The 17,145-nt window shown below is 32.3% G+C and carries 11 protein-coding genes; 4 read left to right on the top strand and 7 right to left on the bottom strand.

Annotated features, from left to right (window positions below; all coding sequences use genetic code 11):
- The first annotated feature begins 65 nt into the window (after nt 1-65).
- The 3 genes from NU08_RS05980 to NU08_RS05990 all read left to right on the top strand — a co-directional run bounded on the left by NU08_RS05980 (nt 66) and on the right by NU08_RS05990 (nt 2,899).
- A complete protein-coding gene (locus NU08_RS05980) occupies nt 66-476 on the top strand; it encodes a group III truncated hemoglobin (RefSeq protein WP_129746285.1) in 411 nt (136 codons plus the stop codon).
- Between the two features lie 75 nt (nt 477-551).
- Complete coding sequence (locus tag NU08_RS05985) at nt 552-998, top strand: hypothetical protein (protein WP_129746286.1); 447 nt, start codon at nt 552-554, stop codon at nt 996-998.
- Between the two features lie 137 nt (nt 999-1,135).
- A complete protein-coding gene (locus NU08_RS05990; RefSeq protein WP_129746287.1) occupies nt 1,136-2,899 on the top strand; it encodes an aromatic amino acid hydroxylase in 1,764 nt (587 codons plus the stop codon).
- Between the two features lie 61 nt (nt 2,900-2,960).
- On the opposite strand, the gene NU08_RS05995 is transcribed toward NU08_RS05990, so the two are convergent.
- From NU08_RS05995 to NU08_RS06025, 7 genes are all read right to left on the bottom strand, one after another.
- Complete coding sequence (locus NU08_RS05995) at nt 2,961-3,596, bottom strand: DUF4230 domain-containing protein (RefSeq protein WP_165352416.1); 636 nt, start codon at nt 3,594-3,596, stop codon at nt 2,961-2,963.
- A gap of 180 nt (nt 3,597-3,776) precedes the next feature.
- Entirely contained in the window at nt 3,777-6,092 is a 2,316-nt protein-coding gene (locus tag NU08_RS06000; protein ID WP_129746288.1) for a BamA/TamA family outer membrane protein, read from the bottom strand.
- On the bottom strand, nt 6,076-11,175 hold the full coding sequence (locus tag NU08_RS06005; RefSeq protein WP_129746289.1) for a translocation/assembly module TamB domain-containing protein: 5,100 nt from the start codon (nt 11,173-11,175) through the stop codon (nt 6,076-6,078). The genes NU08_RS06000 and NU08_RS06005 overlap by 17 nt, the downstream gene beginning before the upstream one ends.
- Before the next feature lie 212 nt (nt 11,176-11,387).
- Nucleotides 11,388-12,119 (bottom strand): hypothetical protein, encoded by a 732-nt coding sequence (locus NU08_RS06010; RefSeq protein WP_129746290.1) that lies wholly within the window; start codon nt 12,117-12,119, stop codon nt 11,388-11,390.
- A 112-nt stretch (nt 12,120-12,231) separates the two neighbouring features.
- Nucleotides 12,232-13,191 carry a GSCFA domain-containing protein gene (locus NU08_RS06015; RefSeq protein WP_129746291.1) on the bottom strand — a complete coding sequence of 320 codons (960 nt, stop codon included), beginning with the start codon at nt 13,189-13,191 and terminating at the stop codon, nt 12,232-12,234.
- A gap of 94 nt (nt 13,192-13,285) precedes the next feature.
- A complete protein-coding gene (locus NU08_RS06020) occupies nt 13,286-14,083 on the bottom strand; it encodes a hypothetical protein (protein WP_129746292.1) in 798 nt (265 codons plus the stop codon).
- 267 nt (nt 14,084-14,350) lie between these two features.
- Complete coding sequence (locus NU08_RS06025; RefSeq protein WP_129746293.1) at nt 14,351-15,130, bottom strand: hypothetical protein; 780 nt, start codon at nt 15,128-15,130, stop codon at nt 14,351-14,353.
- Nucleotides 15,131-15,362: 232 nt separating this feature from the next.
- Here NU08_RS06025 and NU08_RS06030 point away from each other — a divergent pair, with 232 nt between their 5' ends.
- Complete coding sequence (locus tag NU08_RS06030) at nt 15,363-17,108, top strand: ABC transporter ATP-binding protein (RefSeq protein ID WP_129746294.1); 1,746 nt, start codon at nt 15,363-15,365, stop codon at nt 17,106-17,108.
- Nucleotides 17,109-17,145: the final 37 nt, after the last annotated feature.

Raw genomic sequence — 17,145 nt, forward strand, 5'->3', positions numbered from 1 at the left:
ACAATTATCAGGAAGGCAAAAGAAAGATATATTGTATTTTTGCAGTTTACTTAAAATACAATAAAATGACAGCTTTAAAAGATATTTCGACAATAGAAGATATTCAGCAAATGGTTAACAGCTTTTATGCAAATGTCAGAAAAGACGATTTAATTGGGCCAATATTTAATGACAAACTACAAGATCGCTGGGAACCTCATCTGCAAAAAATGTATAATTTCTGGCAAACCATTTTATTTGATGTTCGCGCTTATTCTGGAACACCTTTTCCTCCGCACAAACAATTACCCGTCGACAAAACACACTTTGACCGTTGGATTGCTATTTTTAATTCAACAATTGATTCGCAATTTGCAGGACCAATAACAGAAGAAGCTAAAATGCGAGCTACTAATATGGCTTTTATGTTCAGCCATAAAATTGAGTATTTCAGAAATGCAGAAAATGAAATGAGGAATGCAATAAAAAAATCTTAAAAAATTTCTTTCAAATAAAAGTAGAACTCTATATTTGAATAAATGAATTAAACCCAAATCTATATTCTTTTATTTATGAAAAAAATATTTTTTTTTATTGCAATCTGTTTCTCATTTTTAAATCAATTATCAGCACAATCCCAAACTTCAGCTTCTAATTTATACAAAGGAACAGTTGACGGAAAAACTCCTATAACTGTTTACATTAAAACAGAAGAAAATCCTTGCACAGCAGATTTGATGTATACTTCTATGTATCGCTATAATAAATCTAACAAATGGATTCAGCTGAATATCACTCAAGGCAAAAAGAAAGAAAACGAATTTATTATGGTAGAACAGGGCTTTAGCGGTGTTTTAATTTTGCAGAAAAACGGAAACTCCTTTACTGGTTTGTGGATTAGTCCTGATACTAAAAAACAATTGAAAGTTGAGCTAAAAGAAGCTGCCATGACTAAAAAAGAATCGGAAAATTTCGAAAAGACAATGGAAAAAGTAAATTATGAAAATAATGACTGCTAAAATTTGATTTTCTTCAAGCTCTTTAAAATCTACAAAAATGCAATAAAAATCAATTTCGAATAAAAATTTTGTGATGGATGATAAAAAATCGAGTCGTAAATTCGTAATTTTACATTTTAATCTACAACGTTTTCGAAATGAATCCAAATATTGAAACCAATCCGTTATTAGAGCGATTGCCTAAACATTTACAGCAATTTATTAAACCTCAAGATTATAGCGATTACACTCCTATCAATCAGGCGGTTTGGCGATATGTGATGCGCAAAAATGTAGATTATCTTTCTAAAGTTGCGCACGATTCTTATTTGGAAGGTTTACGCAAAACGGGAATCGAAATAGATTCTATTCCGAGCATGTACGGTATGAACCGAATTCTTAGCGAAATTGGCTGGGCTGCGGTTGCCGTTGACGGATTTATTCCGCCAAATGCTTTTATGGAGTTTCAGGCTTATAATGTTCTAGTTATTGCATCTGATATCAGACAATTGGAACATATTGAATATACTCCTGCTCCAGATATTATTCACGAAGGCGCTGGCCACGCTCCTATTATTGCCAATCCTGAATATGCCGAATACTTGAGACGTTTTGGAGAAATTGGCTGTAAAGCGATTTCTTCTCACAAAGATTACCAAATGTATGAAGCGATTCGTCTGCTTTCTATTTTAAAAGAAGCTGAAGATACGCCACAAGAAAAAATCGACGAAGCAGAAAAAGCGGTTGCCGATTTACAAAATGATATGGGCGAATTGTCTGAAATGGCTCAAATTAGAAACCTGCACTGGTGGACCGTAGAGTATGGATTAATTGGAACAGTTGAAAATCCGAAAATATATGGCGCTGGATTGCTTTCTTCTATTGGTGAAAGCGCGCATTGTATGACAGATAATGTGAAGAAAATCCCTTATGATATTTCAGCTGCGAATCAGAATTTTGATATTACACAATTACAGCCTCAACTTTACGTAACACCAACTTTTTCTCATTTAAGTTTGATCTTAGAAGAATTTGCCAACAAAATGGCTTTACGAACCGGAGGACTTTCTGGAATTCAAAAACTGATTCATTCAAATGCTTTAGGAACTATTGAATTGAGTACGGGTTTACAGATTTCAGGAGTTTTTACCAATGTCATTGAAGAAGAAGGCAAACCAGTTTACATCCAAACAACAGGAAAAACGGCTTTGGCTTATCGTGAAAAAGAATTAGTTGGCCACGGAACTTTAACGCATCCACACGGATTTGGAAGTCCGATTGGGAAATTGAAAGGTTTTAATCTTGCAATTGAAGATATGAGTCCGAAGGATTTACAGGCTTATAATATTATTGAAGGTGAAAAAATAAAACTAGAATTCGAAGGCAATATTATTGTTGAAGGTGAAATTATTACGGGTTCACGTAACCTTCACGGAGAAATTATTTTAATCAGTTTTAGAAATTGTACCGTTACACATGGAGAAACTGTTTTGTTCCAGCCTGAATGGGGTAATTATGATATGGCCATTGGTAAAAAAGTAATTTCTGCTTTCTCTGGACCTGCCGATGTGAATAGTTTTGATCTAATTAATATTGTTCCGTCAACTAAAACCATCAAAGCAAAACATACAGATGAACGCGATGACTTAGAGCATTTATATGCCACTGTTCGCGAAATAAGAACTAATAAATCTTCTAAAACAGAACTGAAAAACGTTTTTGAAAAACTTAAAAATAATCATTCAAACGACTGGCTATTATCTGTCGAAATTGCTGAACTTTTGAATGATTCTGATGAAAAACAGCTTTTACAGGAAGTTCTAGTTCATTTAGATCAATTGAAAGTAAAACGTCCTGAAATTGCACATTTAATTTCTGGCGGTTTGGATTTGATTTTTGATAATTTGCCACAAAGGCACTAAGACGCAAAGTTTTTTACTTTTTTAAGTTTACTTTTCGACTCTGCGTCTTTGCGAGATTCTTTTATAGCTTTGATCCCAAATCCTGACTTAATTCAGTTTCAGACTCAATAGTTTTTCCGTTATATTGCAGTTTCCAGCCCATCGAATTGGTCATGATTAAAATCTTAGACAATTCGCTTATTAGTCTGTTTTGAGCGTTTGTTTTAAGGGTAGATTTTTCGATTTTCTTAGCCAGATTCGCTTTTACCGATTTATTGATTTTATTGTAATCATCTCCCGTAAACGGATTCAGTTTGCTTTGTTCAACATCGTAAAACTGAATATCTGGGTTTATGGTAATTTCCTCTTTCGGAATATTTAAAATCGTGATGGTTTTATTTTTTTCATCAATATCATATTTCATTTGATGAAGATCATAAGCCACCGTTACGTTGGCATTGACCACAATTAATGCTTTTTTCTCAAAAGAAATCATGTCCATCAAATACTTCTGCTGGTTTTTATAGGTAATGACCTCTGAAAAATGTCCTTCGGTTACAACCAATTTACCAACATTAAGAATCTGCTGCTGAATTAAATTGGTGTTATATTGAATATCAGAATCGTCGTCTTTTTTGAACTGGCAATATTTAAACCCCAGAACAATTATTAAAACAATAACTCCAACACCTATAATTCTTTTAATCAAGTTTTGCATTCCTCTAAAATATTTTAGACCAATTTACTTCTTTTTATTCTTTTTCCCTGCCACGAATTCACGAATTTTCTCTAATTTTTTGTCTATTATTTTTTCCAATTTCACAAATTAAAAAATCCGTTTAATTCAATTATAAGCAATACATAGATTATAATAATTCGTGAATTCGTGGCTAAAAAATTAGAACGGATAACCGATAGCGATATTCAGAATTAGATTGTCTTTTCTCCAAGAACTGCTTCCGAAATTAACATCATCAATTAACCATCTTTGTCCGTCTGGCAAAGCAGGATTTCTGAGCGGAATTGCCAAGTCTGTTCTTAAAACAAAAAACGATACATCAAAACGTAAACCTACTCCAGCGCCAACAGCAATTTCTTTCATAAAGTCTTTTGAAATTTCTGCTCCAGGTTTGTCCGGATCGGCATGCAAAAGCCAAATATTTCCCGCATCTAAAAACACCGCTCCTTTCACAATGCTAAATAGTTTTGCTCGGTATTCGGTATTAAATTCCAACTTCAAATCGGCTGATTGATCAGGGGTATAATTATTATTTGTTGGAGGCGGGATCACATAACTTCCTGGCCCCAGAGTTCTTGCTCTAAAAGCTCGAATACTATTGGTTCCTCCAACTACAAATTGTTTTGATGCGGGAAGTGTATTCGAATTTCCGTAGGCAAATCCAGCTCCAACGATCAATCTGCTTGCGAGTTCACTTTCTTTTCCTAGTTTTAAATAATGCCTGAAATCAGTTCTGATTTTTACATATTGACTAAACGGAACATCAAATATCGTTTTAACTTTATTGGGATAATCTGCACCTGTAACCAAACCTGTAATATTTCCTGCCAAATCTAATTCGCCATTAAAATAAATAGTGTTTTTTCGGCGTTTCTGCATCGTGTTAGTGTAGGTATAATTGTAAGTTGGCCCAAAAATTAACTGTTTCTCAATTACTTTTCCTAATGCTGGATCATCTTTTATATCTTCTAAATATTCTGGCGTTACATGATTTGGACTTACATATGTCACATCTATAACATTCAATTGATGCTCTTTTCGAATATTTTCTTTCCATAAATAACCAAAAGAGGTATTGAAAGAATTCAGCGCATACAATTGTGTACGTTTTTGGTATTCATAACGAATTGTTGCCTTGGTTCTTGGCACATATTCGCTGTTTCCTTCAATATGAAAAGGAGTTATAAATCTCGGCCAAGTTAAACTAACTTCTCCACCTAATTTATAAATATTTTTCCCCTTGTTGACTCCGCCTAATTGAAAATCGGCTCCTCCAAAAATCGAGGCGGTAAACAATTCTGCACCACCCAAAAAGTTTCTATTATTCCAGTTCAAATTCAATTCTGTACCAGTGTAACTTGCTGAATTGGTTTTCCCGATAACTTCGACACGAATAAACTTTTTAGGTAAAAGAGTTAAGTAATAATAGGAATCTAAAGCATTATCAATACTGTCTGAAGGCTTAAATTCATTTTTAACAAAACTGAAAGTTCCTAGATTTACAAAACGGTTCAGAGTCAAATTATGATCTGTTCGGTTGTATAAATCCCCTTTTTTAAAATAGATTGTTCTGTCATAGACTCTCGGTTTAAAAGTCTCTGCAGTATCAATAATCGTAAAATCTTTGTACTGTGTGATATTCTTTTTTCTATAAACCATACTATCGTTGGCCAGAGAATAATTCGGATAAACAAAAATGTTATTTATTTTATATGCTCTTAAAGCTTTTGCAGGCGTTTCATCTTTAATAACCAATCTTATTTTTACTTCGTGATCGCCCTTACTGCTGTCTACTTTTGCCAGAAGATAATCGGGACTGAAATAGTAATATCCTTTTTCTTTCAACCTGGCATCGATACGTTCTCGTTCTGCTTTTATAACATCCAAATCATAAGGTTTTCCCACTTTCAATAAACTGCGTCGGCTTGATCTGGCAATTATTTTTGACATTTTTAAAGAATCATCTGGAAATGTGACGCTTTTAATAATATATTGCTTTTTGGGAACAACGGTATATTCTGCCGTAACTCTTTTATTACTTACGGTAGAATCGGCACTTACGCGAGTTTTAAAATAACCTCTGTTTTCTGTAAAATTTCGTAAAACTGAAGCGTTATAATCTAAATCTACTTTGCTGAAAAGCACTGGCTCTTCTCCCACTTTAGTTCGAAGCCAATATCTAAAACCTTTTTGTTTTTTAGGTTCGCCAGCAATATTATAAAACCATAATTTCGGGCGTAATCCTAAAAACGTTTTATTCGGTTTTGGGCGAAGAAGTCCTTCCAACTCCGTTTCGAGTGCTTTTCTATCTTTCTTTTTCATAATAGAATCTTTCACTTTTACCGAGCCGCCTGTGTACAACAAATCGCCTTCTGGAAGATATTTTGTATTACTGCATCCAAAAACAAAAAACAGGGATATCAGTACAAAATACTTTGCAAAATGACTATTTATATGATTACGTTTTTTGTTCATTTCCTTCAATTTGATTTTCCTGCAATTCCTCCTTCTCTTTATCTTCCTTCTTTTTCTGTTTTTCTTTTTCTTTTCGAAGCTTTTCTTCTCTTATCAGTTCTTTTTCTTTTTCGGTTCGATGGAAAAGTTCTCTGAATTTATTGTAACTCATCGTGATAATAAAAGCAACACCCGTTTCTATCACCTGTCCTTCTACTGCCACTTGATATTGATTTTTTCTGTAGGCACGAACCATATAACGGCCGTCTTTCGTTAATTGATAATCCAAAGCGACATCTCCGGCAATATTGGTACTTTCTTCATTGGCTCTTTCCGCGCCTTCCACTCCAAAACTGCTTCCAACGGTTACTTTTAGTCTGTCATCCAACAGTTTTTTAGAAACTTCTACATTTAAATCAGTTCTATTTTGCATGGTTCCGGAAGTGTAATCTTCAGACGATTCTAAATCAAAATTGACTTCAAAACCTGTAATTAATTCTCCTGCCAAATTATTTAGTTGCTGAGAAAGTATTTTGCTCACACTTTGCCTTGCCATTGTTTCGGCACTTATACCACCGCTTTGGCTAGCAAATGGATTTTCGCCCACAAAACGGTTTAATAATAAAAGGGCAAAAACTTGTTTATTCAATTCTGCAGGATCTTGTTCTAATTGTTTTAATTTACTTTGCGTTGTTGTAACAACATCTGTAGAAACATTATAATTTCCATCTGGCAATACAATTCCAAATGAAATTTCCGGCTTCATCAATTCGCCATTCATTTTCAATAAAGTCTGAAAAGGAAGCTTCTGTTTATACGTATTTTGAACAGCTTGTTCCATTCCCGCCAACTGATTTCCAAGTAGATCAATTGGAGCTGCATTTACATTGTAAATTGCTGTAATGTTTACATTTGCCATTGTCGGTTCACCATTCCAAGTAATAAAACTGCCTTTCTGGATATCGAATTTTCTTTTAATTCCGTTAAAATTCATTTGATAAGCACCATCCGAAAACTCATATTTCCCAGTCAGAGTTGTTTTTCCAGACTGGTCGATTCCTCCAACCAATTCAGCTTCTCCTTTTAAGTTCAGATAATCTCCGTTTGACTTATCAATCAGTAAAGTCAATTCTGCTTCTTTGTCGATCGTAATGGCAACGTTAACGTCCATTCCTTTTAATTCGGATTGATCTAATTTATTCTGAAGATCAACTGTTTGTTTGAGATACATATTATCTTCATCCACAAACTCCACAATTCCTTCACGATCCGCAATTGAAGGGTCTGACTGTGGCATTACGACCGTAAACTTGGTTTCTTTATTTATTTTTAAAGTTCCATCTACAACCGGACTTTCTAAACTTCCTTTAATATTCAATTTAGTATCCAAAAATAAATCTCCGTAGAACAAATCATTATCAACAGCTTTAGAATGAATCGCTCTAAAATCGTCAGCTTCAACAAGCAGATTAAAATTGTATTTAACAAAATCTGGGGATTGAATAGTTCCATTCACGAACAGTTCATTATCATTTTCATCTAAAAGAGAAAACTTATCAAACGAAATTACTCCTTCATTGAAAGTGATTTTTTCTTGTCCCGTTTTAAAATAGGAATTAAGCTGTGTCACTCTGAAACCGGCATCATTAAAGTTCAATTCTCCATTCACTTTTGGTGCCGAAGTATTTCCTGTAACTTTAAAATTTCCAGACAAAAAACCTTTCCCTTCGGTAATATTGCCCATACTGAAACCTTGAATACTTTTGATGTACAGCTTATTAATTGCCATATCTAAATCAAAACTGCCTTCTGCAATTTTATATTCTCCAGTAAGTTTTACGTCATTGCCTTCATCACTTAAAACGACATTTGCAACAAGGGTATCTTCGGTTTTATTATCAACTTTTATTTCTAAATCGCCGACTTTTTCTCCTTTAAAAGTAAAATCATCTATTCTTAAATCGGATGTAAAAGTTGGTTTAGTCATTACATTTTCGACCAATGCATTTCCATTTATTAAACCTTGAATCATCGATTCATCTTTCGAGACCATATTCATAATGGTTCCCATTTTGAAGTTCACAAAATCAACTTGCAATGGCGCATTATTTTGTGTTCCCTGAGATTGAATCTTCAATTGGTCACCTTCCTTATTCAAATAAAACTTATTGATATAAAGTCTCTTGTCTCCAAATTCAATTGCGTTTTCGGGATCGACTGTCCATTTATCATAATTTAAAACAAAGCTGTCGGCATCGATTTTAAAAATGTTTTTGGAGTCTTCGTGTTTCAGGTTTCCAGCAATAAAATACTGCTGTTTTTCTTTGGCATCTTTGACTTCTAAGGCATACGTCAGTTCATTATTTTCTACTTTTCCTGACAAACTCGTAAACGGAATTTTAAGCGAGCCGCTTTCTATAGTCGCCACAGAAACTAAATATTCCAGCGCATTTTCTTTAGTTTCGATATTTATTCTTCCGTCCGAAATAGTGTTTCCGCCATACACAATTCGCGGAATCGTTCCTTTTACTTCCAAAGAATCGGCTTGACTGTTATATTTTCCGTTTATGGTAAAAGGCTCTAAAGCTGTGAGTTTTGGCAATAATTTCAAAAGCACAGGATCATTATCTACTTTCAAAGTAAAGGACAATCTTTGTTCGTCTGATTCAGCGTTGACTTTTGGATTTTGAAGATTAATGTATTTAGACAATGATTTCTGAAGCGAATTTGCCAAAGTCGTCAATTTGTATTTTCCAGTCACTTCAGCTTTTAAAAATTGAGACGAAATTTTAATCGAATTACTGTCTTTATCTGCAAACGCAAAAACGCGGATAGAATCTAAAACAATTGGTTCTTTGTCCTGTAAAATCTGAATGTTGGATAAAAACACTTTTCCGTTCAAGAAATCTGGATTGCTGTTGGCAATATCAGCATCTACATTTCCGCGAAGTTTCATTGGGCCGGCATGAAGATTCAATTTTTCTAAATCGGCTATATCGAGATTTAATTTCAATTTTACGGTTGGATATTTGTCTTTTGTATCTCCGCTTGCGGTTAAATTAAAATTCAGATTTGGATCTTCCATTCCAGATTTTACTGCAAAAGATCCGTTTTCGATGTTTCCTTTCAGCGTTAGATCTTTATACGTATATCTGTTAAAAACTGCTTTCTTAACAATTCCATCAATTACGGCATTTGCCGTTTTCGGGTCTAAACCGTTTCCTTTTACTTTCGCGTTAAGCGTAATTTTCCCGATGGAATCGTTTTTGATTAATCGCCCCAAATCAAACTCATTTAACGAAACTGTAGCATCGTATTTCTCTCTTTTCTTAATGCGCTGATCAAATAAAGCATCAACTTTTGCATTTCCGAAACTGCTATTTAAAGCCAGATTGGTTTTGAAATTCTGAACAGAGCCTTTAAATTTCCCTTGCAAACTTAATTGAGATGGCAACTGAATATTCTTCGGAATTGTTCCAGCCGGCACAAACATATTAATGTCTTTTGCTGTGCTTGACATCTTTTTAATGTTCAAATCGTAATAGGCTTTTTCAGCATCTGGCAGTCCGGCTATTTTCCCCGAAAGGGAAACTTTTGTCGTTCCGATACCGCTCATTTCGAATTTGGAAATATTCAAATCTTTTACTTTTCCGCTCACACGGCTATCCACGTACAAAATCGCATTCGGATTGCTTTTAAACGGATTTGTATTTTGAAGATCGGGAACAAACAGTAAAATATCTTTAAAACCAATTTTAGACTGTTTTAAATTGGCATCAAGGGCAAGATTTCCTAAATCTTTCTGAAGTGATTCAAGTGATTTATATTGCGCTTTAACTTTATCCTGAACGAGAGTCTGCGGTGTTTTTAAATACAGATTTTCTAAAGAAGCATTTTTCGATCCGTAAAAGAAATCGGTTTTGAAAGACTGAATCTGCAAACCGCTTTTTTCGTTTATGGTTAACGTTTTAATATTTCCTGAAATTGTATCATTTCCATAGTATAATTTCTCTGCTTTAAAATTGAATTTATCCAAATCCAAGTGTGCATAATCAATTCCTTTTGTTTTGGGTTTTGACTGCATATCGTCAAATTTGAAAGCGATATTTTCTAGATTGGTTTCGTTGAGTTTTACTTTCCAACCTGCTTGTTTTATGGCTGTTGTATCTAAGTCAGGAGCTTGAATCTGCTTATCTTTTACACCAAGACGCAAATTTCCTTTAAGATTTTTAACTTCAAAAGTATTAAAATCCAAAAACCGTTTATTAATATTAATCTCATTTACTACTAAATTTAAATTTCCTAAACTGATGCCCGAATTTAATTTGGAATCTTTATTACCGTATAAAACATCGATTTTAGACAAAGCTATTTTATCTAGTTTCAGTTTAAAATCTGGACGTTTTGAAACAGTGTCAACGGTTTTAACAGAAACTTCAGCAATTTTCTCGACAACATCTTGATCTAAAACCACTTTCAATCCATTCAAATTGATATTTGGAATATTAAAATCCATTTGATCCAAATCAAACTTTTTAAATTTAGTATCAAAATGCGTCAAGTTTACTTTGATATCATTCTTCGAAAAATTATCTTTAAAATTAAATTTAACCTGATCGAGATTTACTTTAACAACCGAAATTTTAAACGGTTTAGCATCGGGATCTTCTACTTTTGGTTCTTTTGATTCAAATGCTTTTATGATATAATCAAAATTGAAAACGCCGTCTTTGTTTCTGGAAATATTGGCTTTGACATTTTCTAATGAAACCGAATTGATTTCGAGTTCACTGCTTACCAATTTAAAAAGGTCGACATCAACCTCTAATCTTTTACCAGCCAGCAAAGTATCTTTTTTTTGATCTTCAAAATAAAAACCTTCCAGAACTACATCTTTGGGAAATTTAATTAGAATTTTATCTAAAGAAACTTTAGTTTTAATCTTACCTTCAAGATAAGTAATCGCTTTGTTCTTAACGAAATTTTGAACTGACGGAACCTGAATTAAGATTATGAGAACTAATAAAAATGCAACTACAGAAACCACGCACCACATTAAGATACGAAGTGTTTTTTTAAGAAAATAAACTGGTTTCTTATTCATACGTCAATAAAATCGTTAAGATTAAAATTGCTTCTGAAAAAAGCAGGATTAGACATCTTACAAAAATGTAAAATTTAAACCTTAACAATTTACATAATTATGAGGAATTATTCTAAAATTTTATTGCCAACTGATTTATTAAGACCAATAAAAAAAGCCAAACAATAAAATTATTTGGCTTTAATACTTTCTATTTAATTATATATATTTTTCTAATAAGAATATTTATTTGTAAAAGCGATTGATTGTCCGTGGTAATAATTAATTTCGGTAGGGAAATTATGGTCATTATAAGTATATGTTATCTCATTGGTGTAACTAGAATTGTTTGATAAAGTAACAGAATAACTTGTTACATTATTAACCGATGAACTAACTTGCGGCTGTTCCTCAAAGATTTTATTAAATCCTAAAACATTTCTCATCGGACTATTTTTATTATCATACTTATATGTTGTTACAGATGATGAAGTTTCATATTTTATGATATTTCCATCCTTTAATGTATAGATGTTCTTTGCAGAAATGACTTCTTCTGCCCCAGTTGAAATGGTAATTCTGCTGACTACAAATGAGACAACATCATTAGAAACATAGGTATAAGAATACTTGTCATAATAGTCTCGCCCTGTTAGTTTTCGCAAATAAGTTGTTAGTTTGCCATCAGTATAACTATACTCATTTGTCAAATCTGAGCTCTCTTTCTTTGTAATTAAATCTCCTTTATATGTATATTTTACAACATAATTATCAGAATGGGTACTACTGACAATTTTATTTCCATCAAAAACGAAATCAATAGTCACAGGGCTATCAAGTCTAGAAATAATTTGTTTTTTGGGCACTGTACTTGTCTCAGTATTCTGAGGAGTGTCGCTTTCGCTTGAACAAGATGTAAAAATAAATAGCGAAATACAAAGCAAATAAGTAATTTTTCTCATCATATTTAAAGGTATTTACTACAAATAAACATAATTTTAAAATCAAAACATAATAATTGTTCGTTTTTATTTTAAATATTTTTAAAACAAAACTCAAAAAAGTATTTTTTTACCACTAAAATACAATATGAGGCCATTTTTCTTCAACTTTTTTCATTTTCTGTTGAAGATTAGCTAAAAATTTTTGGTGCTGTTCTGATTCTGGATTGAAACTGCGATGACGAAGACTTTTTTGGATTTCGTCTACTTCTTTCATTACTTGAACAATTTCTTCTGAAACATAATTTTCGCTGAAAAGTTTCCAGATGTAATCTATCGCAATCTGATTGGGATGCAACATATCTTCGTTATAAAAACGATAATCACGAAGTTCGTCCATCATGATTTCGTAGGAAGGGAAATAATTATGAGTTATGAGTTTTGAATTATGAGTTTTTAAAACCTGATGAAGCGCTGTAAATAAATGCGATTTGCTTAATTGGTTTTCTATAAATCCATCCTTGATATGACGAACCGGAGAAATTGTGAAAATGAAATTGATATTGGGATTTAAAGTCTGAATGGCTTCAATTGTATTTTGAATGCTTTGCTGAATTGTTTCTGCTGACAATAGTTCTTTCGAAAATTGTTTTTGAGGCACTTTATGGCAATTGGCTACAATTTCATCTTTTTCGAGATTTCTATAAATCCAAGAAGTTCCAAAAGTAATGATAATATGGGTCGCTTCTTTAAGTTGTTTGTTTGTTTCTGTTACAGCTTTATTGAGAGTTTCTAATAGTTCCTGACGATCAGAATTGCTTAAATCTGAATGTACTTCAAAGCTATGCCAACGCTCGTTATGGAAGAAAACATCTTTTTCTTCAAACCATTCTTGTTTAGAAATTCTCCTAAATAATTTTTCAATTGAAACCGGATTAAAAATAATCCCAAACGGATTGGTTTCGTTCTGAAATTTAAAATAATCAAATTTCTCAGCCATATTTTCTGCAAAACAAGACCCAATAGAAAGTATTTTCGAATTATAATCGATTGGCAAACTACTTTTTGAAATGGGTATTTGGGTTCTGAATTGCATGATTTCGAATTTAAACACGAATTTCATCAATTTTAACCAATAAAAAAACCAAATACAAAAAGTATTTGGTTTCTATAATAAAATATGCTTTTAATTAATAAGTGTATTCATAAGATTCAGCAGCTGTGATTCCGTCTCTTTTGAAGTTGGTAATCTTTGAAGGGAAATTATTTGCATCATATACGATTTCGCTCTTGTACACATTTGGTGTTTCATTTGAGTAAGATGCTGTATACTTAACAATATTGTTCACAGAGCTATACACAGAACCTTCACCTTCACTATGATCTATTAGAAAATTGAATCCTGTAATGTTTTTGTATGGACTGTTTTTATTGTCATATTCATATTGAGCTGTAAATACACTACCTGATTGTGAATCTGTTTGTACACTTTTAACTAGATTTCCGTTCGCAAAAGTTAACACTTCAGAATAATTACTTTTTGTTTCTGTATTACCATTAATATTGTAGCGCTCTCTTGTTACTGTTCCATCTGCGTTATGCGTAAATACTATTCTGCTATTGTATTCACCATTAGGAAATGCTGTCGAAAAAGCTTCTGCATATGTATACTCTGTAAGCTTTCCGTTTGTATACTTATAAGTTGTTACGTCACTAATAATGTCTTTACCGCTTTCAGTATCATAATTAGTTTCTTTTACCACAAGGTTACCATCATAAGTATAGTCAGTTCTTCCTGTTTCATCTTTTATGCTTACAATTTTAGTACCATTGTAAGTTGCTACACGAGTAGAATTCTCTGAAGGATATGCTACACTAGAATATTTAATTGTTTTTGGCAAAATAGCACTTTCTTCTTTATTATCATCACTTGAACAAGATGCTAAAACTAGTGCTAAAGCACCAAAAAGACATAATAATTTTTTCATTTTGATTTGGTTAAAATTCTTAATGGTGCAAACGTACCATAACCAAACATCAAATCCTTACGGGATTCCATATTTAGAATGCAAATACCATTTAAACATTTCTCAAAACACTAAAAACAAACCACATGATATTAAAATTTCTCGCAAAAAAAATATTTAAAAAGTAAAAACAAGCATAAAAAAATGTTTGTTCTCATTTTTTAATTATTCAAGAACCAAATTATAGATGCAAAAAAAAAATCAAATACAGAAATATTTGGTTTTACATTATTTATATAGATACTTTGTAATAGTTGTTTCTTCTTTACCTCCCTTATAATATGTTTCTATATATGGGTAATTATTAGAATCATATTCATATTTTTTAATTTCTATATAAGTACCAGAATTATCAGAAAAACTACTTAAATGATTATTAAAAGATGACCTTTCATCATTTATTAATAAATTCATCCCTACTATATTTTTAAATGGTGAGTTCTTATTATCATAGACATAGATTACTGTAGACGAAGGAATCCCTGTTTTGGTATTTACATTTATTCTTTTTACCCTATTCCCATCTTTAACTCTAAACAAGGAAAAATAATCATCTTCTGTTTCGACATTAGTTAAATAATGAGTACTATACCTTTGTTCCTTAATTAATGTGTCGCCCAAATAAGTGTAAACTGCTCTTAAATTAATTCTAGTGGGATATGATGATAAATTGTCCAGATATTTAATCGATGTCAATTTTCCATTTGTATATGAATATAACTCCTCATTAACTTTATCTTCCTTACCTTGTACTATATTATAGTAGGCTTTTCTTGTAATCAAATTATCCTCATAATAATAGTAAATTTTAAACTTTTTATAAGTTATGCTTTTAATTTTCATATCATCGTAGGAAACAAAAGCGGTATCAGAACTAAATCCAGGATCAATAGATATTATGGCTTTAGGCAATACCGCTTTATCGTCTTCGGTATTGTCGCTTTCATTACTTGAACAAGAAAAAAAAGTAAAAGCTAAAATTAAAAAAGAGAATAATTTATTTTTCATTTGGCAAATATTTAGATTACCGACAAAAATATAATAAAAAACTCACAAATAAAATTATTCAGCTATTTAAAAAGATAGAAAAAATATTTGCATACGTTTATATGGCTATTGTAAAATAAACTGCACCATATATAAAAGTAAATAAAAAAATTACATTTTTAATAACAAAAACCAACTCTAGAAACTAAAACAATTCCTTATTTTTGCATCTTCCATTTTTTTAAAATCTTATATGAAATTACTATATACCTACATTATCAGACACAAAATGCTCTTGTTTTTTGCGTTGATAATGGCTACCATTAACATTTGCTTTAGTTTGTCAGATTCAGTAATCACAGGAAAATTAATGCAGGACTGTGGAGTTGGAATCTCAAAATACAAAGGAAACGAAATCGGATTTATAAAATCTTTAGCTTTCTGGCTTGGTCTTTCGCTTGGTGCGGCGATGATTTCCAGAATTACCAAAAACTTTCAGGATTATTTTACCAATGTGGTCATTCAGAGAACAGGCGCTCAAATGTATACTGACGGAATCAAAAAATCTCTTGACCTTCCTTATGCCGAATTTGAAGATCAGCGAAGCGGCGAAACTTTAAGTAAACTGACAAAAGTTAGAATCGATTCAGAAAAACTGATTACGCTTTCTATTTCGTTAATCTTTCAGACTATTATCGGTTTTATATTCGTAATAGTTTATGTTGCCAGAATCGATTTCAGGATTTCGATTATCTTTTTAATTACGGCGCCAATTATTGCTTTGGTAAGTTTGTATTTAGGGAAAAAGATTAAAATCGTTTCTCGAAAAATTGTGAATCAAACTAATGCATTGGCAGGTTCTACCACCGAAAGTTTACGAAATATCGAATTAGTAAAAAGTCTTGGTTTGACGTATCAAGAAGAAAAGCGTCTAAACTTAAATACTTTTAAAATTCTGCAATTAGAATTACAGAAAATTCGTTTTATTAGAAGTTTAAGTTTCATACAAGGAACAACGGTTCATTTCTTAAGAACCTGCGTTGTTTTCGCTTTGTATTACTTCTTATTTGGAGGAAAAATTATTGTTGGAGATTTATTGACAATGGTATTTTTCACTTTCTTTATTTTTGGTCCTTTACAGGAATTAGGGAACTTTATTATTGCTCTGAATGAGACGAAAGTTTCTATGGAGAATTTTAAACATTTATTAAATGCTCCAAAAGAATTCCGCCCAAAAACTCCAAAACATGTTGGAGCGATTCAAAAATTGCTTTTCTCAAATGTAAGTTTTCAACATAAAACCGCCAAATTTAAAGCAGTCGAAAATATCAATTTCGAAATCAAACAAGGACAAACCGTCGCTTTTGTTGGTCCGTCTGGATCTGGAAAAACAACTTTAGTAAAATTATTAGTTGGATTGTATACTCCAGAAGAAGGAGAAATTCTGTACAATGACATCGATTCAACCGAAATTGATTTGCTAGATTTAAGAAAACAACTTGGTTTTGTGACTCAAGATGCACAATTATTCTCAGGAACAATCCGCGAAAACTTATTGTTCGTCAAACCAAATGCAACCGACGAAGAACTTTATGATGCTTTAAAACGTGCAAGCTGCGACAAACTTCTAAAACGTGCTGAAGATGGTTTAAACACCACAATTGGCGAAGGCGGAATCAAAGTTTCTGGCGGTGAAAAACAGCGTTTATCTATCGCAAGAGCTATTCTTAGAAATCCTAATTTATTGATTTTTGATGAAGCGACTTCTGCTTTGGATTCTATTACCGAAGAAGAAATCAATGATACGATTAGAAATATTTCAGACAAAAACAGAATCACAGTTTTAATTGCACACCGTTTATCAACCGTAATGCACGCTGACAGAATTTTTGTTCTTGAACAAGGTAAAATTATTGAGCAAGGTAAACACGAAGATTTAATCGTGGAGAAAGGACTTTATTATGCGATGTGGCGCCAGCAGATTGGTGAGAGAAAATAGATTTTCTAAGGTGCTGAGATACTAAGTTGCTAAGATT

It is taken from the genome of Flavobacterium anhuiense (assembly GCF_004151235.1).
Taxonomy (GTDB): Bacteria; Bacteroidota; Bacteroidia; order Flavobacteriales; family Flavobacteriaceae; genus Flavobacterium; species Flavobacterium anhuiense_A.

Excerpts from the sequence above, each read along its gene's own strand:
- NU08_RS05995 (WP_165352416.1), bottom strand. The coding sequence starts at position 3,596 with ATGCAAAACTTGATTAAAAGAATTATAGGTGTTGGAGTTATTGTTTTA.
- NU08_RS05980 (WP_129746285.1), top strand. The coding sequence starts at position 66 with ATGACAGCTTTAAAAGATATTTCGACAATAGAAGATATTCAGCAAATG.
- NU08_RS05985 (WP_129746286.1), top strand. The coding sequence starts at position 552 with ATGAAAAAAATATTTTTTTTTATTGCAATCTGTTTCTCATTTTTAAAT.
- NU08_RS06000 (WP_129746288.1), bottom strand. The coding sequence starts at position 6,092 with ATGAACAAAAAACGTAATCATATAAATAGTCATTTTGCAAAGTATTTT.
- NU08_RS06030 (WP_129746294.1), top strand. The coding sequence starts at position 15,363 with ATGAAATTACTATATACCTACATTATCAGACACAAAATGCTCTTGTTT.
- NU08_RS06015 (WP_129746291.1), bottom strand. The coding sequence starts at position 13,191 with ATGCAATTCAGAACCCAAATACCCATTTCAAAAAGTAGTTTGCCAATC.
- NU08_RS06005 (WP_129746289.1), bottom strand. The coding sequence starts at position 11,175 with ATGAATAAGAAACCAGTTTATTTTCTTAAAAAAACACTTCGTATCTTA.
- NU08_RS06010 (WP_129746290.1), bottom strand. The coding sequence starts at position 12,119 with ATGATGAGAAAAATTACTTATTTGCTTTGTATTTCGCTATTTATTTTT.
- NU08_RS06025 (WP_129746293.1), bottom strand. The coding sequence starts at position 15,130 with ATGAAAAATAAATTATTCTCTTTTTTAATTTTAGCTTTTACTTTTTTT.
- NU08_RS05990 (WP_129746287.1), top strand. The coding sequence starts at position 1,136 with ATGAATCCAAATATTGAAACCAATCCGTTATTAGAGCGATTGCCTAAA.
- NU08_RS06020 (WP_129746292.1), bottom strand. The coding sequence starts at position 14,083 with ATGAAAAAATTATTATGTCTTTTTGGTGCTTTAGCACTAGTTTTAGCA.